Here is a 17,053-nt window from a genome sequence, read left to right as displayed (position 1 = left end):
ACATCAGGCCTTGTCCCATGTGCTTCATTGGTCGGACTGGCGACGAAAACACCAGTACCGGGCTTGGCAGTGCCACTGTCGTCAGCAGCAAGCCCGGATGGCAACGCATGAACGATCACAGCATTAGTTACGGCTGTAGTACTAGGACGAAAGGCGCATTGTTGTATGTGACGCTGCTGCCGTAGCGTCGATGCATAAGCAACTTTTCATTCAAGCAGGCCGCCCATGACCGCTCTCGCCTCGTCGCCGCAGCCTATCCACATCACCGAAGTGGGCCTTCGCGATGGCCTTCAGAACGAGCCGGTGGTATTGACTACCGAGCAGAAACTCTCGCTGGCGCGGGCACTGGTCGACGCTGGTGTCCGCGAATTCGAGGTGACCTCCTTCGTCAGCCCTCGGGCCGTGCCGGCACTGGCCGATGCCGCCGAACTGGTCTCGGCCCTGCGCGAGATTCCGGATCTGCACCTCTCGGCGCTGGTGCCCAACGTGCGAGGGGCCGAGCGAGCCCTCGAGGCTGGGGTGGATTCGGTGGTGCTGTTCGTCTCCGCATCGGAAAGCCACAACACCAAGAACGTCAACCGCCGTGTGGCCGAGTCCCTGGACGCCTTCACGCAGGTTGCGCGTCTGCTCGAGGGAAGCGGGGTCGCCTTGCGGGGGGCGATCGCCACCGCCTTCGGCTGCCCCTTCGAGGGCAATGTCCCGGTCACGGCGGTAGAAACCATCGCACGGCGGTTCGCCAACCTCGGGGCGACGCATCTGTCGCTCGGGGATACCACCGGCATGGCCACGCCGCCTCTGGTCACCGAGCGTGTGGCGCGACTTCGTGAGGTGGTGCCCGGCCTGCCGCTGACGTTGCACTTCCACAACACTCGCGGCATCGGCCTGGCCAACGTCATGCAGGGGCTGTCGCTGGGAGTGGACCGCTACGAGAGCTCGATCGGCGGGCTCGGCGGCTGTCCCTTCGCCCCGGGTGCTTCAGGCAATATCGCCAGCGAGGATCTGGCCTACCTTTTGCTGGAGATGGGTTTCGACACTGGCCTCGATCTCGACGGGCTGATCGGTGCCGCACGGTTGGCCCGCGACCTCATGGGGCGGCCCCTGCCGGCCCAGGTCTCCAAGGCGGGCCCGCGTCTGGCGCTGAATGCATGCGATGCCGTTCCTACCGCGCAGGGATGACGATGATGGAACCTTCCTCTCGCACCACGGGGTCGCTATCGGGCATTCGCGTTATCGACCTGACGCGGGTGATCTCCGGGCCCTTCTGCACCCAGATCCTGGGCGACCACGGCGCCGAGGTGATCAAGGTGGAATCGCCGGGGCGTGGCGACGTCGTGCGTGCCCAGGGCAACATGGTCAACGGCTTCAGCTGGTACTTCGCCCAGTTCAACCGCAACAAGCGCTCCGTGACGCTGGACCTGCGCCAGGAGGCGGGCAGGGCGGTGCTGCACCGATTGCTGGAGGGTGGCGATGTGCTGGTGGAGAACTTCCGCCCCGGGGTGCTGGCGAAGATGGGCCTCGATGACGAGACCCTGCGCGCACAATACCCGCATCTGGTCGTCGGGCGCATCAACGGCTTCGGCTCCACCGGCCCCTACCGCGACCGCCCGGCCTATGACTTCATCGCCCAGGCCATGAGCGGCTTCATGGGCGTCAATGGCCCGGCCGACGGCGAGCCCATGCGAGCGGCCCCACCTATCAGCGACATGGTGGCCAGCCAGAACCTGGCGTTCGGCATCTGCGCCGCCCTGGTCCGCCGGGAGCGAAGCGGGCAGGGGGACATAGTCGAGACCGCCCTGACCAACGGCCTGATCGGCATGATGGGCTACCTGGCCGCGGAGTTCTTCGCCACCGACCGCATTCCCGCGCGTACCGGCAACGACCACCCGATGCTCTATCCCTATGGCCTCTTCCGGGCCAGCGATGGCGAGGTGGCCATCGCCCCCAGCAACGACGCCATGGTCGAGCGCCTGTTCAGGGCCTTGGGGATGCTGCATCTGCTCGACGACGAGCGCTTCGCCGACAACAACCGCCGCATGGCCAACCGGGAGGCGTTGCGCGAGTGCCTGACGGCGGTGACCGAGACGCGCAGCGTCGACGCCTGGATCGACCACCTCAACCGGGCCGGAGTGCCCTGCGGACGCGTCCACGACCTGCGCGAGACCTTTGCAGACCCCCAGGTCCAGGCGCAGCAGATGCGCATCGAGCTCGACCAGGGCGAACTCGGCCGCATTCCCGTGACCGGCTTCCCGGTGAAGATGCAGGAGGCGCCGGCGGCGGTGCACCATCCCGTGCCCCGTCTCGGCGAGCACACCCGCGAGATCCTGGCGGAGCTTGGCCTCGATGAAGACGAGTTGAAGGCCCTGGAGGCACAGGGCGTGATTTGAACCTACGCTGCAGAGGGTCGCGGGCCCGCTGGGCGCGTGGCCAAGACAACAGTCGCTATAACAACAGTCGTTATAACAACAACAGGAGGATCCACGAGATGCCAACCATCAAGCACGCCACCCGGGGGCTTGCCGCCTCGGCCCTGCTGGGCCTTGGCCTGGTCACCAGCATGCCCGGCCATGCCCTGCCCATCAGCGAGTGCATCGCCCCGGCGGACCCCGGCGGCGGCTGGGACTTCACCTGCCGCTCGGTGGGCAAGCTGCTGCTCGACCTGGAGCTGACGGACGGCCCGGTGCAGGTCACCAACATGCCCGGTGGGGTGGGCGCGGTGGCCTTTGCCAACGTCGCCAGCAACCGCGCCGATGACAGCGACCTGATCGTCGCCACCAGCACCGTGGGGATCACCCAGATCGCCCAAGGCAGGTATCCCGGCGGTGCCGACACCATGCGCTGGCTGGCCATGCTGGGGACCGACGTGGGCGTGATCCTCGTCGACGACGACAGCGAGTACCAGACTCTGGAGCAGCTGCTGGACACCATCGTCGAGGATCCGGGCGCCCTGGCCGTCGCCGGCTCCAGCGGGGCTGGCGGTTGGGACCACATCCGTGCGCTGATGCTGGCCAAGGCGGCCGGCATGCCGGATAACCAGATCGGTCGCCTGCGCTGGGTGCAGTTCGACGGCGGCGGCCCCGCCGTGACCCAGATGATGGGCGGCCACGTGGATGTGGTCTCGACAGACCTGGGGGAGATCGCCGGCTTCATCGAGTCGGGCGACGTGCGCGTGCTGGCGGTGCTCTCCGAGGAGCCGTTGCCCGAGCCCTTCGCCGAGCTGCCCACCGCCGCCTCCCAGGGCTATGACGTCGCCGGCTACAACTGGCGCGGCTTCTACACCGGCGGCGAGGTCTCCGACGCGGACTATGCTGCCATGGTGGACGACCTTCAGACACTCTATGAAAGCGACGAGTGGAAGGCGGTCGCCCGGCACAACGGCCTGGTCCCGCTGTGGCGAGGCGGTGACGAGTTCGACGCCTTCGTCCGCGAGTCCATCGACGAGGTAGAGGCCATTTCCCGGGAGATCGGGGTCATTCAGTGAGCGAACTCCTGCAGGATGACGCCGGGCGGGTGCCCGGCGTCAGCGGCGACCGCGTCGCCGGGGCCTTGCTGCTGGTGCTGGCGGTGGGAGCCTGGTGGCTCTCTCACGATCTGGAGTCGGGCTTCATGCAGCCCATCGGGCCGGGCGAATACCCGCGCCTGATCAGCCTGCCCCTGGCGGCGCTGTCGCTGCTGCTGATCCTGCGTCCCGGCGTCAACCAGCGCTGGCCGAGGCGTGCCGCGCTGCTGCGCCAGGCCCTTACCCTGCTGGTGCTGGCCAGTTTCGCCGGCCTGGTCAAGCCGCTCGGCTTCCTGCCGGCCTCCCTGATGACGGTGGTGCTGCTGGTTCGCCTGTTCGGGGCCTCGTGGAGGTCCGCCCTGGTCAGCGGCGCCGCACTCGCCCTGGCCCTCTACGCGCTGTTCGAATTCGCCCTCGGTATTCCGCTTCCCGACATGCCTGGCCTGGACTGGTAACGCCGCGACATGGATATCCTCGCCTTCCTCGCCCAGGGCTTTGCCGTGGCCCTGGAGCCCCAGAACCTCTTTTTGGCGTTCATCGGCTGTGTCATCGGCACCCTGATCGGCGCATTGCCCGGCCTGGGGCCGGTCAACGGCGTGGCGCTGATGATCCCGCTCTCCTTCAACTTCGGCCTGCCGGCCACGGGGGCGCTGATCCTGCTGGTCAGCGTCTACTACGGCTGCATGTATGGTGGACGCATCAGCTCCATCGTGCTCAATATTCCCGGCGACGAGCCGGCCATGATGACCACCCTGGACGGCTATCCCATGGCGCTGCAGGGGCGGGGCGGCGAGGCCCTGGGGCTCTCCGCGGTGGCATCCTTCGCCGGCGCCGCGGTGGCGACCCTGGGGCTGGCGCTGTTCGCCCCCCTGCTGGTCCAGTTCGCCATCCGCTTCGGTCCGGCGGAATACTTCGCGCTGTTCGTGCTGGCCTTCGCCACCATCGGCGGGGTGACTGGTGGCAGCCTGGTCAAGAGCTTCATCGCCGCCCTCCTGGGGCTGCTGCTGGGTAGCGTCGGTATCGATGCGGTGAGCGGGGTGCCGCGCTACACCTTCGGGCTCTACGAACTCTACGATGGCATCGACTTCATCGTCGCCCTGGTGGGACTGTTCGCCATCTCGGAGTGCCTGATCTACCTGGAGGACATCCGCGGCACCAGCCGCCCGGCCCTGAGGCTCGGCTCGGCGATGCCCGGCGTGCGCTCCGCCGGCCGCTGCGCGCCGACCATCGCCCGCGGCTCGCTGATCGGCTTCGTGGCCGGGGTGCTGCCCGGGGCCGGCGCGGCGCTGGGCAGCTTCCTCGCCTACATGCTCGAGAAGCGCTGGGTAGGGCGCGATGGCCGCTTCGGCCAGGGTGACCCGCGTGGCGTGGCGGCGCCCGAGGCGGGCAACAATGCCGCCGCCGGCGGAGCGCTGATTCCCATGCTGTCGCTGGGCATCCCCGGCAGCGGTACCACGGCGATCCTGCTGGCGCTGCTGCTGTCGATGAACATCACCCCCGGGCCGCTGCTCTTCGAGCAGCAGCCGGAGATGGTGTGGGGGCTGGTGGCGGCGCTGGTGATCGGCAACTTCGTGCTGCTGGTGCTCAACGTGCCGCTGGTGAGCCTGTTCGCCAGGGTGCTGCTGGCGCCGGGCTGGTTGCTGATGCCCATGGTGGTGATGGTGGCCTTCGTCGGCGTCTACTCGCTCAACAACAGCGCCTTCGACCTCTACATGATGCTGGGCTTCGGGGTGCTGGGCTATGTGCTGCGCAAGCTGGAGATTCCCACGGTACCGGTGGTGCTGGGCCTGCTGCTGGGCGGACAGATGGAGTTCAACCTACGTCGCGCCATGGCGATCTCGGGCGGCGACTGGAGCATCCTGTGGAGCAGCGGCATCTCGGTGGGCATCTATCTGTTCGCCGTTACCCTGATCGTCGCTGGCCTGGTCTACGCCTGGATGGTTCGGCGGCGACTGCGCTAGACCGTAGGACTGGGCGCCGGCGCTCGGGGCTGCCAGAATGGGGCTTCCAAGGAGAGAACGCCCATGACGCAGATGAGCTGGGAGCGGCTGCTCGATCCCGGTCGCCTGCACGACCGGCGCGGCGAGCGCCCCGGTGGCGGTCGTGAGGAGATCGGCCGCAGCCCCTTCCACAAGGATCACGATCGCATTGTCTTCGCCGGTTCCTTCCGGCGCCTGGGGCGCAAGACTCAGGTCCACCCGCTGACCGACAACGACCATATCCACACCCGTCTGACCCACTCGCTGGAGGTGGGCTGCGTGGGGCGCTCGCTGGGCATGATCGTCGGCGAGCGGCTGAGTGGCCGCCTGCCCGGCTGGATCACGCCGGCGGACCTGGGGGTGATCGTCCAGGCCGCCTGCCTGGGCCACGACATCGGCAACCCGCCCTTCGGCCATGCCGGCGAATACGCCATCCGTGACTGGTTCGCCCGCGCCGATGGCAGCGGCCTGCTGAAAGGACTTTCGCCGCTCGAGCGCCAGGATCTGCTCACCTATGAGGGCAATGCCCAGGGCTTTCGCATCGTCACCCAGATCGAATACAACCAGTTCCGCGGCGGCATGCGCCTGACCACGGCGACGCTCGGCACTCTGCTCAAGTACCCCTGGACGGTGGAGCACGGTGGCACGGCGGGGAAGTTCGGCTGTTACCAGAGCGAGCGCCCGTTGCTGGGCGAGGTGGTTGAGCGACTGGGCCTGCTGCCCCGTGGCGAAAATCGCTGGTGCCGCCATCCGCTGGCCTGGCTGGTGGAGGCCGCCGACGACATCTGTTATGCACTGCTCGACCTGGAGGATGGCCTGGAGATGGGCATCCTGCGCTATGAGGAGGTGACGGCAATCCTGATCCAGATCGCCGGCGGTGAGCCGGCCGACTACGCTGCCATGCAGCGCCACGGCGTCTCACAGCGTCGGCGTATCGCCGTGCTGCGTGGCGCCGCCATGGAGCGGGCGGTCAACGACGTGGGGGCGGTGTTCGTGCAGCACGAGGCCGAGCTTCTCGGTGGCCGCCTGACAGACGATCTGTTGGAGCTCTGCCACCCGGACCTCGGCTGGGGCGTCAAGTCGGCCAAGCAGCTGGCCTGGGAGCGGATCTTCCAGAACGAGCGCAAGGCCAAGCTGGAGATCGGCGCCTACACGACGCTGGGAATACTTCTGGAGGCCTTCATCGGGGCGGCCCATGAGCTGCACCATCAGGGGCGATCCACCTTCAAGCATCAGCGAGTGCTGGCGTTGATCGGCGAGAACACCCCGCGTCCTTCCTGGAGCCTCTACGACAGCTACCGGCGCATGCTCGACTTCATCGGTGGCATGACCGATCACTACGCGGTGGACCTGGCTCAGGAGATGGGCGGTCGCCTGCGGGGCGATTGATCGCGTGGTGGGCCTCAGCCACAGGCACATGCCTTTAGCCTTGTGTGGCCGCATGGCTTATGTTGAGAGCTCGGCAATGAAGGAGAAGAGGTCATGGGGATGATCATTGAACTGCTTACGGCCTGGTCGGGGATGATCTGGGAGATCTTCTGGGGGCTGGCGCTGGGCTTTCTGCTGTCAGGGGTGATCCGTGCCTGGGTACCCGCCTCACTGGTCGGCGACAAGCTGGGCACGGTGTCACCCACGTCCCTGTCGCTGGCCACCGGAGCGGGTGCGTTATCGTCCAGCTGCTCCTACGCGGCGGCAAGCATGGCGCGCACCCTGATCATGAAGGGCGCAGCCTGGGCCAACGCCATGGCTTTCATGGTCGCCAGCACCAATCTGGTGTTCGAAATCCTGATCGTGCTGTTCTCGCTGCTGGGCCTGGCCTTCGTGCTTGGCGAGCTGATCGGTGGCCTGATCTTCATCCTGGTGATGGCGGGCTTGGTACGGTTGCTGGTGCCGCAGTCGGTGATCGAAGCCGCACGCGAGCATGCACGGCGGACAGGGAGCGAGGGTGGCCATGATCATCAGCATCATGACGACCATGACCATGACCATGACCATGAGGCTGCCGGCGGGAGCACTAGCTGGCGTCGACTGCGCACCGCGGCGGCGCACTTCCACATGGATGTGACCATGGTCGGCAAGGACATCCTGATCGGCGTGACCCTCGCCTCGGTGCTCTCGGTTTTGGTGCCGCAGTCGGCCTGGCAGGCGCTGTTCCTCAGCGAAGGCAGTGATCCGGGGTTTGGCGTGCTGCTGTGGAATGCCGTCGCCGGCAGCATCGTCGCCGTACTGGCCTTCGTCTGTTCGGTGGGCAACATCGTGCTCGCCGCGGTGCTGTGGAAGGGCGGTATCTCCTTCGGCGGGGTGATCGCCTTCATCTTCTGCGACCTGATCACCCTGCCGATGCTGTCCGTCTACCGCCGCTACTACGGCTGGAAGGCGGCCGGCTGGATGGCGCTGGTGTTCTTTCTGGGGGCGATCGTCACCGCGCTGTGTCTGGACTATGGCTTCGCGGCGCTGGGCTGGCTACCCGAGGGACCACGTGACGTCAGCCTGGGGCGCGACGTCTTCGGCTGGAACTACATTACCCTGCTCAACCTGGTGATGATCCCGTTGGCGCTGGGGGCCTTCCTGTGGGGGCGTCGCCAGTGCATGGGGCACTGCCATTGAAGCGCATCGCATCCTGGCGGCGGGGTGGCCGCGTGGGGCTGCTGCTGGCGCTGGTCATCGGCTGGCTGGCGACGACAACCGCCGCGGCAGTGCCCCGTCTCGAGACCGAGGGTGTTCAGCACTACACCCTGGCGCTGACCTGGCACCCGGGCTTCTGCGAGAGCCGTTCGCGCCCGCCCAGGGAGTGTCGCGAACCGGCCCTGCGCGAAGGGGCCGAGCAGGGCTTCGTGCTGCATGGGTTGTGGCCTTCACTGCCGGCACGCTTCGCTGCGCGGGGCGTCGACCGGCGCCGCTGGTGGCGGGAGGGCTGCTTCCTGGAGACGCCGCGGCCGGAGGGCAGCTTCTGCCGCGCCCATCCGCCCCTCGACCTGCCGGCGACGCTGGAGAGCGCGCTGGACGCCGCCATGCCGGGGCGTGCCAGCTGCCTGGGGCGCTATCAGTATGCCAAGCATGCCGCTTGCCTGGAGCTGACCGAGGAAGGGTACTTCGCAACGGCGGTGGCACTGGTCGAGGCGGTCAACGCGAGTGCCTTCGCGGACTTCGTGGCGCTCAACCAGGGTGGCGAGGTGAGGCGCAACGCGCTGATCCATGCCTTCGAGGCGGCCTTCGGTGAAGGAACCGACCGGGCGCTGAGGCTCGAGTGTGGCGGGCGCGGCCATCGCCTTCTGACCGAGGTGCGCATTGCGATCGCCGCCGCTCATCTGGCGGACTTCCCGGCGGCGCAAAGCCTGGTAGGCCAGGGTCGCGGCCGCTGCGCAACCCGGATACGGATTGCGACCTTCGACTGATCAGATCGAGGGGCCCTGCAGCGGCGGCAGGTCGAGCAGGCTGGCGCGCTGGCGTAGGGCGGAGATCACGGCGTCGTGGGTGGCATCGTCGAGCTCGCCCAGCAGGGTTGCGGCGAGCCGCCTGGCCAGGTCGTCGCCACCCACCACCAGCAGGTCGTCCAGCGCCTGACGGGTGTCGATCTCCCAGCCCGGCAGGGCCAGCACGCCCTTGACCGGAACCGCAGCGCCGAGCTGGTGTTCGAGCCAGCTCTTCAGCCAGCGCGTGGCCTGGCGGGTCTTGGCGAGTGGCTGACGCTCGCTCCAGCCCGGGAAGCGCAGGCGCTCGGGCTCCACGGTGACCACCTTGACCTCGCGTCCGCCGGGCGTGAGGACAGGCGTGCGGGCGCGGGTCTCGACCACGAAGATGCCGTGGGGGGTGACCGCCACATGGTCGATGGTGTAGCCATCGCCAGGCACGTCATGGAAGACGTAGTAGGGGTGGGCCTCGGGGCGGATCAGCCGCTCGAGTTCCTGGCTCACGGCGAGTTCGCAGGCCAGGCCCAGCTTGAGCCGACGGATGCGCTGGAAGTCGCGGATCAGCAGCAGGCAGAACACCAGCGCCAGCAGGGTACAGAGTGCGCCGTAGAGCGCCCACTCGATCCAGTTCTGCTGGTGGGAGAAGAGCATGCGGCCCATGCCGTAGACCAGCGGCGCCAGGGTGACGATGGGCCCCAGGGCGCCATCGAGGAAGAGGCCGGCGAAGGCGCGATCGAGTCGGTTGCGAAGGGCCTGGCCGGGCTCGCGCAGCGGTTGGGCATCGAAGGGCGAGCGCACCCGGGCATCGTGCAGGTTGCGCAGCGCCACCACGATCACCGCGGCCGCCGCCAGCGGAAACAGGAAGATCAGCGGGAGCAGGTATTCCAGCCAGGCCATCAGGATTCCTTGCCCTGAGGAGAGAGCGCCTATTCTAGACAACCTGCCCCTCGCGGGGCCATGCTCTTTCGGTGTGATGAAAGAGGAACGCGGGATGGGCGGTGAAAAGACAGCGGTGAGACAGGCGACGGCAGCGGCACGCGACGATGACCTCGAGGCGCTTGCCGCCTTCGTCTTGCGCTACCCGCGCCTGGCGGTGCTCAGCGGCGCCGGGATCAGTACGGCCAGTGGCATTCCCGACTATCGTGATGATCGCGGCGACTGGAAGCGTCGGCCGCCCATGCAGCACCAGGTGTTCATGGCCAGTCATGCGGCGCGTCAGCGCTACTGGGCGCGGGCCCTGGTGGGCTTTCGTACCCTGCAGGATGCCAGGCCCAACGCCGCCCACGCCGCCGTGGCGCGACTCGAGGCACTGGGCCTTGTCAGCGGGGTGATCACCCAGAACGTCGATGGCCTCCACCAACGGGCCGGCTCGCGGCGGGTGGTCGACCTGCACGGGCGTGCCGACATGGTGCGCTGCATGAGTTGCGGCGCCCGGCGCATGCGCCATGACCTGCATGCCGAGCTGGCTGCCCGCAATCCCCGCTGGCTCGAATCCGGCGCCCGGGCGGGGCCTGATGGCGACGCCGATCTGGAGGCCGACTTCTCAGGATTTCGGGTCCCTGACTGCACGCGCTGCGGCGAGGGCATCTACAAGCCCGACGTGGTGTTCTTCGGCGACAGTGTGCCGCGTGATACCGTGGCGGCGGCCTTTGCCCTGCAGGCCGAAAGCGCTGCCTTGCTGGTGGTGGGCTCCTCGCTGATGGTCTTCTCCGGCTTTCGCTTCGCCCGGGAGGCAGCCCAGGTGGGCCAGCCCATCGCCTGTCTCAACCTCGGCCGCACCCGGGCTGACGATCTCTACACTCTCAAGGTTAAGGCCCCGGCCGAGGCCCTCTCGGCACTGTGTGACAAGCTGGAGGGCGACTCGCTGCGAGGGCTCAACCGCCGGCCAGCCTGACCCGGAAACCGCGCTTCTCGAGCTCGCCCTTGAGCAGCTCGCGATGGTCGCCCTGGATCTCCACGACGCCCGCCTTGACCGCTCCGCCGGTGCCGCAGCGCTTCTTGAGCGCCTTGGCTAGGGCCATGAGCTCGTCGGCGGGCAGCGGGATGCCCTCCAGGCTGGTGACGCCCTTGCCCTTGCGGCCGCTGGTCTCGCGGCGAATGCGCACGATGCCGTCCAGCTCGGCCAGGCGTTGCTGTTCGGCTTGCTCGGCACACTCGCACTCGGTCAGGGGCCGGCGGCACTGCGGGCAGGTATCGCCATGTTCGGTGGAGTAGACCAGGCCGCCGAGCTGCTCCTTCAGGGATGCCATGTCGGCCTCCTACGTTCGATAAATGTCCAGGCGATGATAGCCTTGGCCAGTGGTACTCTGCATCCATGCCAGCCCTCCACCCGCAGTGACGGGCTGGCGGCAGCGGATATCAGGCGTGGGCGACCAGGGCGCGTCCCCTCTCCAGGTGGCCGATCACCGTGGGCAGCTGGAACATGTTGCTGATCATGATGGCGCCCTCCGGCGTCTGCTCGACGTCAGGGAAGCGGTTGAGATGAATCGCCGTCATGCCGGCGGCCAGCGCGCCCCTGACGCCCACCAGAGCATCGTCGATGACCACGCACTCTTCGGGCGCGAAGCCCATCAGGCTGGCAGCGTAATGGAACAGGCCGGGATCGGGTTTCCAGCAGTTGGCGGTGTAGGCACTGAACAGACGATCGCCGAATACCTCGGCAAGCCCGGTGGCCACAAGCGAGGTGCGGATCTTGTTCTCCGGGCCGTTGGACACCACCCCCATGGGATGGCCGGTGAGCGCGGCCAGGGCCTCGGCGGCGCCGTCGATGGCGATCAGCTCGCTGGCGAGGCGCCGGTTGAGGTTGGCGCGCATGCGGCCCTCGAGGGTGTCGAGCCGCGCTGGGTCGACGCTGCCGTGGCGACGCTCCAGTTCGGCAACGATGTGGCGAAAACGGGCCCCTCGGAACTCTCCCATGTAATCGCTGGCCTGGAAGGGCAGGCCAGCATCGGTCAGGCTGGACGACATCTCGTCGGCGAGCAGCGGCTCGCTGTCAACCAGGGTGCCGTCGCAATCGAAGAGCAGGCAGAGGTGGCGTGCCATCACCGGGCCTCACGATGAATCATAGGGTTATCTGATCATTGTTTCAGAGATAGGGGCTTCCTGCCCCATAGTAAAGCCCAGTTTCGCTATTTTGTGAACAGTGTTCTTGAATGGTGCGGCGCGGCATGGACGATTACCTGCCCGTGTCGGGGCCCAGCAGGAGTGCGAGCACTCCGGCCAGGTGGCAGGCGATGATGCCGAGCATCTTCGTCAGGGTCGCGAAGGTGAGCCAGAGACGTGTCGCCGAGCGCTTCATGTTCTGCTCGTCGGGCGTGATCAGGTCACCCTGGGGTCGAGCTCGCCGCGCTCATATCGCGCCACCATGGCCTCGAGGCTGATCGGCGTGATCTTCGAGGCGTGGCCGGCGGTACCGAAGGCCTCGTAGCGCGCCTTGCAGATCGCCTTCATGGCCGCCGTGGAGGCCTTGAGGAACTTGCGCGGATCGAACTCGGCGGGGTGCTCGGCCAGGAAGCGGCGCACCGCCCCGGTGGAGGCCAGACGCAGGTCGGTGTCGACGTTGACCTTGCGCACGCCGTGCTTGATGCCCTCGACGATCTCCTCGACCGGCACGCCATAGGTCTCAGGAATGGCACCACCGAACGTGTTGATTACCGCCAGCCACTCCTGGGGCACCGAGGAGGAGCCGTGCATCACCAGGTGCGTCTCGGGGATGCGTGCGTGGATCTCCTTGATACGCTGGATGGAGAGGGTGTCACCGGTGGGCGGCTTGGTGAACTTGTAAGCGCCGTGGCTGGTGCCGATGGCGATGGCCAGCGCATCCACGCCGGTGGCCTTAACGAAGTCGGCGGCCTCTTCCGGGTCGGTGAGCAGCTGGCCGGGGTCCAGCTTGCCCTCGGCGCCGATGCCGTCCTCCTCGCCGGCCATGCCGGTCTCCAGGCTGCCCAGGCAGCCCAGCTCGCCCTCCACCGAGACGCCGCAGGCGTGGGCCATCGCCACGGTGCGCCGGGTGACGTCGACATTGTAGGCGTAGTCCATCGGGGTTTTACCATCTTCGCCCAGGGAGCCGTCCATCATCACCGAGGAGAAACCGAGCTGGATGGAGCGCTGGCAGACGGCAGGGCTGGTGCCGTGGTCCTGGTGCATGACTACCGGGATGTGCGGGAACTCCTCCACGGCGGCCAGGATCAGGTGGCGCAGGAAGGGGGCGCCGGCATACTTGCGCGCGCCGGCGGAGGCCTGGACGATCACCGGCGAGTCGGTCTCGTCGGCGGCCTCCATGATGGCGCGCATCTGCTCGAGGTTGTTGACGTTGAAAGCCGGCACGCCGTAGCCATGCTCGGCGGCGTGGTCCAGCAGCTGGCGCATGCTGATCAGAGCCATGGAGTTACCTGTTCTGTATGGGAAGTCATGACGGCGCAGCCGTTGCGGCCACGCCGGAGAGTGGAGTTCGAGAATAGGGTACCTCAGCGGGCGGCGGCGTCTTCCAGGGCCTTCACCGCCGGCAGGGTCTTGCCTTCCACGTACTCGAGGAAGGCGCCACCACCGGTGGAGATGTAGGAGACGCGCTCCTCGATGGAGTACTTGTCGATGGCCGCCAGGGTGTCGCCGCCGCCGGCGATGGAGAAGCCGTTGCTCTCGGCGATGGCCAGTGACAGCGCCTCGGTGCCCTTGCCAAACTGGTCGATCTCGAACACGCCCACCGGGCCGTTCCACAGGATGGTGCCGGCATCCTTGAGCAGCCCGCCCAGGCGGCCGGCGGTCTGCGGGCCGATGTCGAGGATCATCTCGTCGTCGGTCACCTGGTCGACCGGCTTGATCACGGCCTCGGCCGATTCGGCGAACTCGGTGGCTACCACTACGTCGGTGGGCAGCGGGATCTCGACCCGCTCCATCAGCGCCCGGGCCTGGTCGATCAGCTCGGCCTCGTGCAGCGACTTGCCCACGTTGTAGCCGGCCGCGGCGATGAAGGTGTTGGCGATGCCGCCGCCGACGATCAGCTGGTCGCACTTCTCGGAGAGGGCGTTGAGCACCTCGAGCTTGGTGGAGACCTTGGCGCCGCCGACCACCGCGACCATGGGGCGCGCCGGGGTGGCGAGCGCCTTCTCCAGGGCGTCGAGCTCGGCGGCCAGCAGCGGGCCGGCGCAGGCGGTGGCGGCGAAGCGCGCCACGCCGTGGGTGGAGGCCTGGGCGCGGTGGGCGGTGCCGAAGGCATCCATCACGAAGACGTCGCAGAGCGCGGCATACTGCTGGGCGAGCGCCTCGTCGTCGTTCTTCTCACCTGGGTTGAAGCGCACATTCTCCAGCAGCACCACCTCGCCGTCTGCGACCTCGACTGCACCACCCAGGTAATCCTTCACTAGGCGCACCGGGCGGCCCAGCAGCCCGCCCAGGTGCTCGGCCACCGGCGCCAGCGAGAAGGTCTCGGCCGGCTCGCCCTCGGTGGGACGGCCCAGGTGGCTCATCAGCATCACCCGGGCGCCGCCGTCCAGGGCGGCCTGGATGGTCGGCAGGCTGGCCCGCAGGCGGGCGTCGCTGGTCACCTTGCCGTGCTTGATGGGCACGTTCAGATCCTCACGAATCAACACCCGCTGGCCGTTGAGGTCGAGATCGGTCATCTTGCGCACGTTCATGGAAGCAGGTTCCTCGTCTGGGAAAGCCTAAGGGAGGTCATCTGTTGGGGATATCGGGCGGTGCCGGGGGCAGGGCGGCCAGACGCCGGGCGACATCGAGCATGCGGTTGGCGAAGCCCCATTCGTTGTCGAACCAGCACAGCAGCTTGACCAGACGGCCACCGGCCACTCGGGTCTGGGTGGCGTCCACGATACCCGAGCGCGGATCGTGGTTGAAGTCGACCGAGGCCACTGCCTCCTCGGTGTAGCCAAGCAGTCCCGAGAGCCGCCCCTGGCTCGCCTTGCGCAGCAGGGCGTTGACCGCCTCGGCCGTGGTGTCGCGGCGCACGCAGATCGACAGGTCCATGGTCGAGACATTGATGGTCGGCACCCGCACGTGCAGGCACTCGAAGCGACCGGCCAGGTGGGGCATCAGGCGGTTGATGCCGCGGGCTAGCCCGGTATCCACCGGCACGATGGAGTGCATCGCCGAGCGGGTCAGGCGCAGGTCGGTTTGGTGGTAGGCGTCGATCACCGGCTGGTCGTTCATCGCCGAGTGGATGGTGGTGGTGACGCCATGCTCGATGCCCAGCGCCTCGTCGAGCACGGTGAGCACTGGCACTAGGCAGTTGGTGGTGCAGGAGGCCGCAGAGACGATGCGCTGGTGTACGGTCAGGGTATGGTCGTTGATGCCGCTGACGATGGTGGCATCGACGTCGCTCTCCGCGGGCTGGGAGAACAGCAGCCGCCCCGCGCCAGAGGCGAGGTGGCGCTCGGCGGTGGCGCGGTCACGAAAGCTGCCGGAGCACTCCAACACCAGGTCGATGCCGAGCTCGCCCCAGGGCAGCCGGTCCGGATCGGGCTCGCAGAGCACCCGGATGGCCCGGCCGTTCACCACCAGGCGCTCGCCCTCCACTTCCACGCGGCCGGGGAAGCGGCCGTGGGTGGTGTCGTAGCGGGTCAGGTAGGCGATGGTGGCCAGGTCCGAGAGCTCGTTGATCGCCACGATCTCCAGCTGCGGTTCGTCGTGGATGGCAGCGTGAGATGCCTCGCCCTCGACGAGGGCGCGCAGCACGCACTGGCCGATGCGACCGTAACCGTTGATGGCGATGCGAAGGGCCATGGGGTGACAGGGACTCCGGGATCGGGAAACACGAAGCGGCGATTCTAGCGCATCTGCGCCGCGATCGTCTGCTCTACGCCCCTACCAGTCGCCAGGCGAGCGTCTTGTGCCACTCGCCGAGGGGCAGCAAGCCCCCTCAGCCGAGAAGGCTACGCCGCGCCGGCATGGCGGCAGCTTCCTGTGGTGCATTCCTGTGGCACTTTCATGCAGGGAAGAGAGCGCATGTTCATGCAGGGAAGAGAGCGCATGGGGCCCTTGAAAAGCGTCCAAGCGATCCTATTGTGCAGATTACCGGGGCGATGTCAGCCACCCGTGGCGATCTCCCGGCCATCTCATCAGGTCAATCAGCGTAGGAGGTGTTCGTGATGTTCGGAGATCTCAGGCGTTTCGATAGCGGCCGGCTCCAGGGCCTGGACTGGTTTCGGCAACTGATGGACGAGATGCTGCCCGAGGCCGGTGTCGCGGATATTCGCTCGGTGCCCCGCGGTAGCTTCCCGATGATCAACGTGGGGCGCACCGACGATGCGGTGCGGGTCTATGTATTCGCCGCCGGCCTCGCGGCCGACGAGCTGGAGGTGAGCCTACAGGACAACGTGCTGAGCGTCTCCGGCAGGCGCGAGTCCGAGGCCGCGCGCGAGGAGGCGTCGGAACGCACCGAATTCCGCCGTGAGCGCTTCCAGGGCGAATTCAGCCGCTCGCTGGCACTGCCGGAAGGCTTGGATATCGAGCGTGCCGAGGCGCGCTTCCGTGATGGGGTGTGCGAGGTGGTACTGCCCAAGCGCGAGGAGCTCAAGCCGCGGCGCATCGCCATCCAAGCGGCGTGATACAGGTCGTGTGTTCGAGTGTTTGCTAGGAGTGTTTGCTAGGAGGTGAGCGAGATGAACGATGTGACGCGAGACAATGCCCCTCAGGCGCCGGCCGAGCGCGAGCGGGAGGTGGAGACTCTGCTGCCGCCGGTGGATATCTTCGAGGACGACAACGCTCTGCACCTGATCGCCGACATGCCCGGCGTGACTCGCGAGTCGCTGCATATCGAGGTGGACGGCAATGTACTGAGCCTGGAGGGCGACGTACGCCTCGAGATGCCCGAAGGACTGACCGCGATCTATGCCGAGGTGCGTGCCCAGCGCTATGCACGACGTTTCACCCTCAGCCACGAGATCGATGCCGAGGCCATCCAGGCACGCATCGACAATGGCGTGGTGGAACTGGTGCTGCCGCGCAAGGAGACCCACCGTCGGCGGCGTATCGAGGTCAAGGCGGCCTGAGCGGGTGTTGACCCGGGAGCGCCCTGCCTGGCGGGGCGCTCCCGTTTGCATGTGCGCCAGGCATGGCGCGCAGCGCCTGACTGGCGCTGTTTCCAAGGGTGGTGCCTTGGAATGACTTGGGGGTGAAAGTCCCCTGCACGCCCGGCAAGGGGAAGTGCTAGCCGA

18 protein-coding genes are annotated in these 17,053 nt (G+C 67.4%); 11 read left to right on the top strand and 7 right to left on the bottom strand.

Annotation, left to right across the window (positions count from 1 at the left end; translation table 11 throughout):
- Positions 1-225: 225 nt before the first annotated feature.
- From DFO68_RS14645 to DFO68_RS14610, 8 genes are all read left to right on the top strand, one after another.
- A complete protein-coding gene (locus tag DFO68_RS14645) occupies positions 226-1,176 on the top strand; it encodes a hydroxymethylglutaryl-CoA lyase (RefSeq protein WP_133484363.1) in 951 nt (316 codons plus the stop codon).
- A 5-nt stretch (positions 1,177-1,181) separates the two neighbouring features.
- Positions 1,182-2,384, top strand: coding sequence for a CaiB/BaiF CoA transferase family protein (locus tag DFO68_RS14640; protein WP_133484362.1), 1,203 nt, complete (start codon positions 1,182-1,184; stop codon positions 2,382-2,384).
- Positions 2,385-2,482: 98 nt separating this feature from the next.
- Positions 2,483-3,478, top strand: coding sequence for a Bug family tripartite tricarboxylate transporter substrate binding protein (locus tag DFO68_RS14635; protein WP_133484361.1), 996 nt, complete (start codon positions 2,483-2,485; stop codon positions 3,476-3,478).
- Positions 3,475-3,951, top strand: coding sequence for a tripartite tricarboxylate transporter TctB family protein (locus tag DFO68_RS14630; protein ID WP_133484360.1), 477 nt, complete (start codon positions 3,475-3,477; stop codon positions 3,949-3,951). Before DFO68_RS14635 ends, DFO68_RS14630 begins: the two co-directional genes overlap by 4 nt.
- A 9-nt stretch (positions 3,952-3,960) precedes the next feature.
- Positions 3,961-5,457 carry a tripartite tricarboxylate transporter permease gene (locus DFO68_RS14625; protein WP_133484359.1) on the top strand — a complete coding sequence of 499 codons (1,497 nt, stop codon included), beginning with the start codon at positions 3,961-3,963 and terminating at the stop codon, positions 5,455-5,457.
- 63 nt (positions 5,458-5,520) lie between these two features.
- Positions 5,521-6,864, top strand: coding sequence for a deoxyguanosinetriphosphate triphosphohydrolase (locus DFO68_RS14620; RefSeq protein ID WP_133484358.1), 1,344 nt, complete (start codon positions 5,521-5,523; stop codon positions 6,862-6,864).
- A gap of 93 nt (positions 6,865-6,957) precedes the next feature.
- On the top strand, positions 6,958-8,082 hold the full coding sequence (locus tag DFO68_RS14615; protein ID WP_133484357.1) for a permease: 1,125 nt from the start codon (positions 6,958-6,960) through the stop codon (positions 8,080-8,082).
- Positions 8,079-8,870: a ribonuclease T2 family protein gene (locus DFO68_RS14610; RefSeq protein WP_243726533.1), complete on the top strand. Its 792-nt coding sequence runs from the start codon at positions 8,079-8,081 to the stop codon at positions 8,868-8,870. The genes DFO68_RS14615 and DFO68_RS14610 overlap by 4 nt, the downstream gene beginning before the upstream one ends.
- On the opposite strand, the gene DFO68_RS14605 is transcribed toward DFO68_RS14610, so the two are convergent.
- Positions 8,871-9,782, bottom strand: a complete 912-nt coding sequence (locus tag DFO68_RS14605; protein WP_133484356.1) for a nuclease-related domain-containing protein — start codon at positions 9,780-9,782, stop codon at positions 8,871-8,873.
- 94 nt (positions 9,783-9,876) lie between these two features.
- Here DFO68_RS14605 and DFO68_RS14600 point away from each other — a divergent pair, with 94 nt between their 5' ends.
- The gene (locus DFO68_RS14600; protein WP_133484355.1) at positions 9,877-10,779 is read left to right on the top strand and encodes an NAD-dependent protein deacetylase; all 903 of its coding nucleotides are present in this window, start codon (positions 9,877-9,879) and stop codon (positions 10,777-10,779) included.
- On the opposite strand, the gene DFO68_RS14595 is transcribed toward DFO68_RS14600, so the two are convergent.
- The 6 genes from DFO68_RS14595 to DFO68_RS14575 all read right to left on the bottom strand — a co-directional run bounded on the left by DFO68_RS14595 (position 10,760) and on the right by DFO68_RS14575 (position 15,620).
- The gene (locus tag DFO68_RS14595; RefSeq protein ID WP_133484354.1) at positions 10,760-11,134 is read right to left on the bottom strand and encodes a translation initiation factor Sui1; all 375 of its coding nucleotides are present in this window, start codon (positions 11,132-11,134) and stop codon (positions 10,760-10,762) included. The two genes, DFO68_RS14600 and DFO68_RS14595, sit on opposite strands and share 20 nt — an antisense overlap.
- A 109-nt stretch (positions 11,135-11,243) precedes the next feature.
- The gene (locus DFO68_RS14590; RefSeq protein WP_133484353.1) at positions 11,244-11,927 is read right to left on the bottom strand and encodes an HAD family hydrolase; all 684 of its coding nucleotides are present in this window, start codon (positions 11,925-11,927) and stop codon (positions 11,244-11,246) included.
- A 133-nt stretch (positions 11,928-12,060) separates the two neighbouring features.
- A complete protein-coding gene (locus DFO68_RS15960) occupies positions 12,061-12,183 on the bottom strand; it encodes a hypothetical protein (RefSeq protein ID WP_279512845.1) in 123 nt (40 codons plus the stop codon).
- Between the two features lie 20 nt (positions 12,184-12,203).
- Entirely contained in the window at positions 12,204-13,268 is a 1,065-nt protein-coding gene (fba, locus tag DFO68_RS14585; protein WP_133484352.1) for a class II fructose-bisphosphate aldolase, read from the bottom strand.
- 83 nt (positions 13,269-13,351) lie between these two features.
- Positions 13,352-14,518, bottom strand: coding sequence for a phosphoglycerate kinase (locus DFO68_RS14580; protein WP_133484351.1), 1,167 nt, complete (start codon positions 14,516-14,518; stop codon positions 13,352-13,354).
- A 37-nt stretch (positions 14,519-14,555) separates the two neighbouring features.
- Positions 14,556-15,620 carry a type I glyceraldehyde-3-phosphate dehydrogenase gene (locus DFO68_RS14575; RefSeq protein WP_133484350.1) on the bottom strand — a complete coding sequence of 355 codons (1,065 nt, stop codon included), beginning with the start codon at positions 15,618-15,620 and terminating at the stop codon, positions 14,556-14,558.
- Positions 15,621-15,985: 365 nt separating this feature from the next.
- Between DFO68_RS14575 and DFO68_RS14570 the strand changes: the two genes are divergently transcribed.
- Positions 15,986-16,444 carry an Hsp20/alpha crystallin family protein gene (locus DFO68_RS14570; protein WP_133484364.1) on the top strand — a complete coding sequence of 153 codons (459 nt, stop codon included), beginning with the start codon at positions 15,986-15,988 and terminating at the stop codon, positions 16,442-16,444.
- Between the two features lie 54 nt (positions 16,445-16,498).
- Positions 16,499-16,888, top strand: coding sequence for an Hsp20/alpha crystallin family protein (locus DFO68_RS14565; protein ID WP_133484349.1), 390 nt, complete (start codon positions 16,499-16,501; stop codon positions 16,886-16,888).
- Positions 16,889-17,053: the final 165 nt, after the last annotated feature.

This window comes from Halomonas ventosae, assembly GCF_004361885.1.
In the GTDB taxonomy this organism is placed as follows: domain Bacteria; phylum Pseudomonadota; class Gammaproteobacteria; order Pseudomonadales; family Halomonadaceae; genus Halomonas; species Halomonas ventosae_C.
This window is presented reverse-complemented; position numbering and strand designations above follow the sequence as displayed.

What these genes read in the sequence shown, in the direction of transcription:
- DFO68_RS14645 (WP_133484363.1), top strand. Translation starts at nt 226, where the DNA reads ATGACCGCTCTCGCCTCGTCGCCGCAGCCTATCCACATCACCGAAGTG.
- DFO68_RS14640 (WP_133484362.1), top strand. Translation starts at nt 1,182, where the DNA reads ATGGAACCTTCCTCTCGCACCACGGGGTCGCTATCGGGCATTCGCGTT.
- DFO68_RS14635 (WP_133484361.1), top strand. Translation starts at nt 2,483, where the DNA reads ATGCCAACCATCAAGCACGCCACCCGGGGGCTTGCCGCCTCGGCCCTG.
- DFO68_RS14625 (WP_133484359.1), top strand. Translation starts at nt 3,961, where the DNA reads ATGGATATCCTCGCCTTCCTCGCCCAGGGCTTTGCCGTGGCCCTGGAG.
- DFO68_RS14620 (WP_133484358.1), top strand. Translation starts at nt 5,521, where the DNA reads ATGACGCAGATGAGCTGGGAGCGGCTGCTCGATCCCGGTCGCCTGCAC.
- DFO68_RS14615 (WP_133484357.1), top strand. Translation starts at nt 6,958, where the DNA reads ATGGGGATGATCATTGAACTGCTTACGGCCTGGTCGGGGATGATCTGG.
- DFO68_RS14605 (WP_133484356.1), bottom strand. Translation starts at nt 9,782, where the DNA reads ATGGCCTGGCTGGAATACCTGCTCCCGCTGATCTTCCTGTTTCCGCTG.
- DFO68_RS14600 (WP_133484355.1), top strand. Translation starts at nt 9,877, where the DNA reads ATGGGCGGTGAAAAGACAGCGGTGAGACAGGCGACGGCAGCGGCACGC.
- DFO68_RS14595 (WP_133484354.1), bottom strand. Translation starts at nt 11,134, where the DNA reads ATGGCATCCCTGAAGGAGCAGCTCGGCGGCCTGGTCTACTCCACCGAA.
- DFO68_RS14590 (WP_133484353.1), bottom strand. Translation starts at nt 11,927, where the DNA reads ATGGCACGCCACCTCTGCCTGCTCTTCGATTGCGACGGCACCCTGGTT.
- DFO68_RS15960 (WP_279512845.1), bottom strand. Translation starts at nt 12,183, where the DNA reads ATGAAGCGCTCGGCGACACGTCTCTGGCTCACCTTCGCGACCCTGACG.
- fba (WP_133484352.1), bottom strand. Translation starts at nt 13,268, where the DNA reads ATGGCTCTGATCAGCATGCGCCAGCTGCTGGACCACGCCGCCGAGCAT.
- DFO68_RS14580 (WP_133484351.1), bottom strand. Translation starts at nt 14,518, where the DNA reads ATGAACGTGCGCAAGATGACCGATCTCGACCTCAACGGCCAGCGGGTG.
- DFO68_RS14575 (WP_133484350.1), bottom strand. Translation starts at nt 15,620, where the DNA reads ATGGCCCTTCGCATCGCCATCAACGGTTACGGTCGCATCGGCCAGTGC.
- DFO68_RS14570 (WP_133484364.1), top strand. Translation starts at nt 15,986, where the DNA reads ATGTTCGGAGATCTCAGGCGTTTCGATAGCGGCCGGCTCCAGGGCCTG.
- DFO68_RS14565 (WP_133484349.1), top strand. Translation starts at nt 16,499, where the DNA reads ATGAACGATGTGACGCGAGACAATGCCCCTCAGGCGCCGGCCGAGCGC.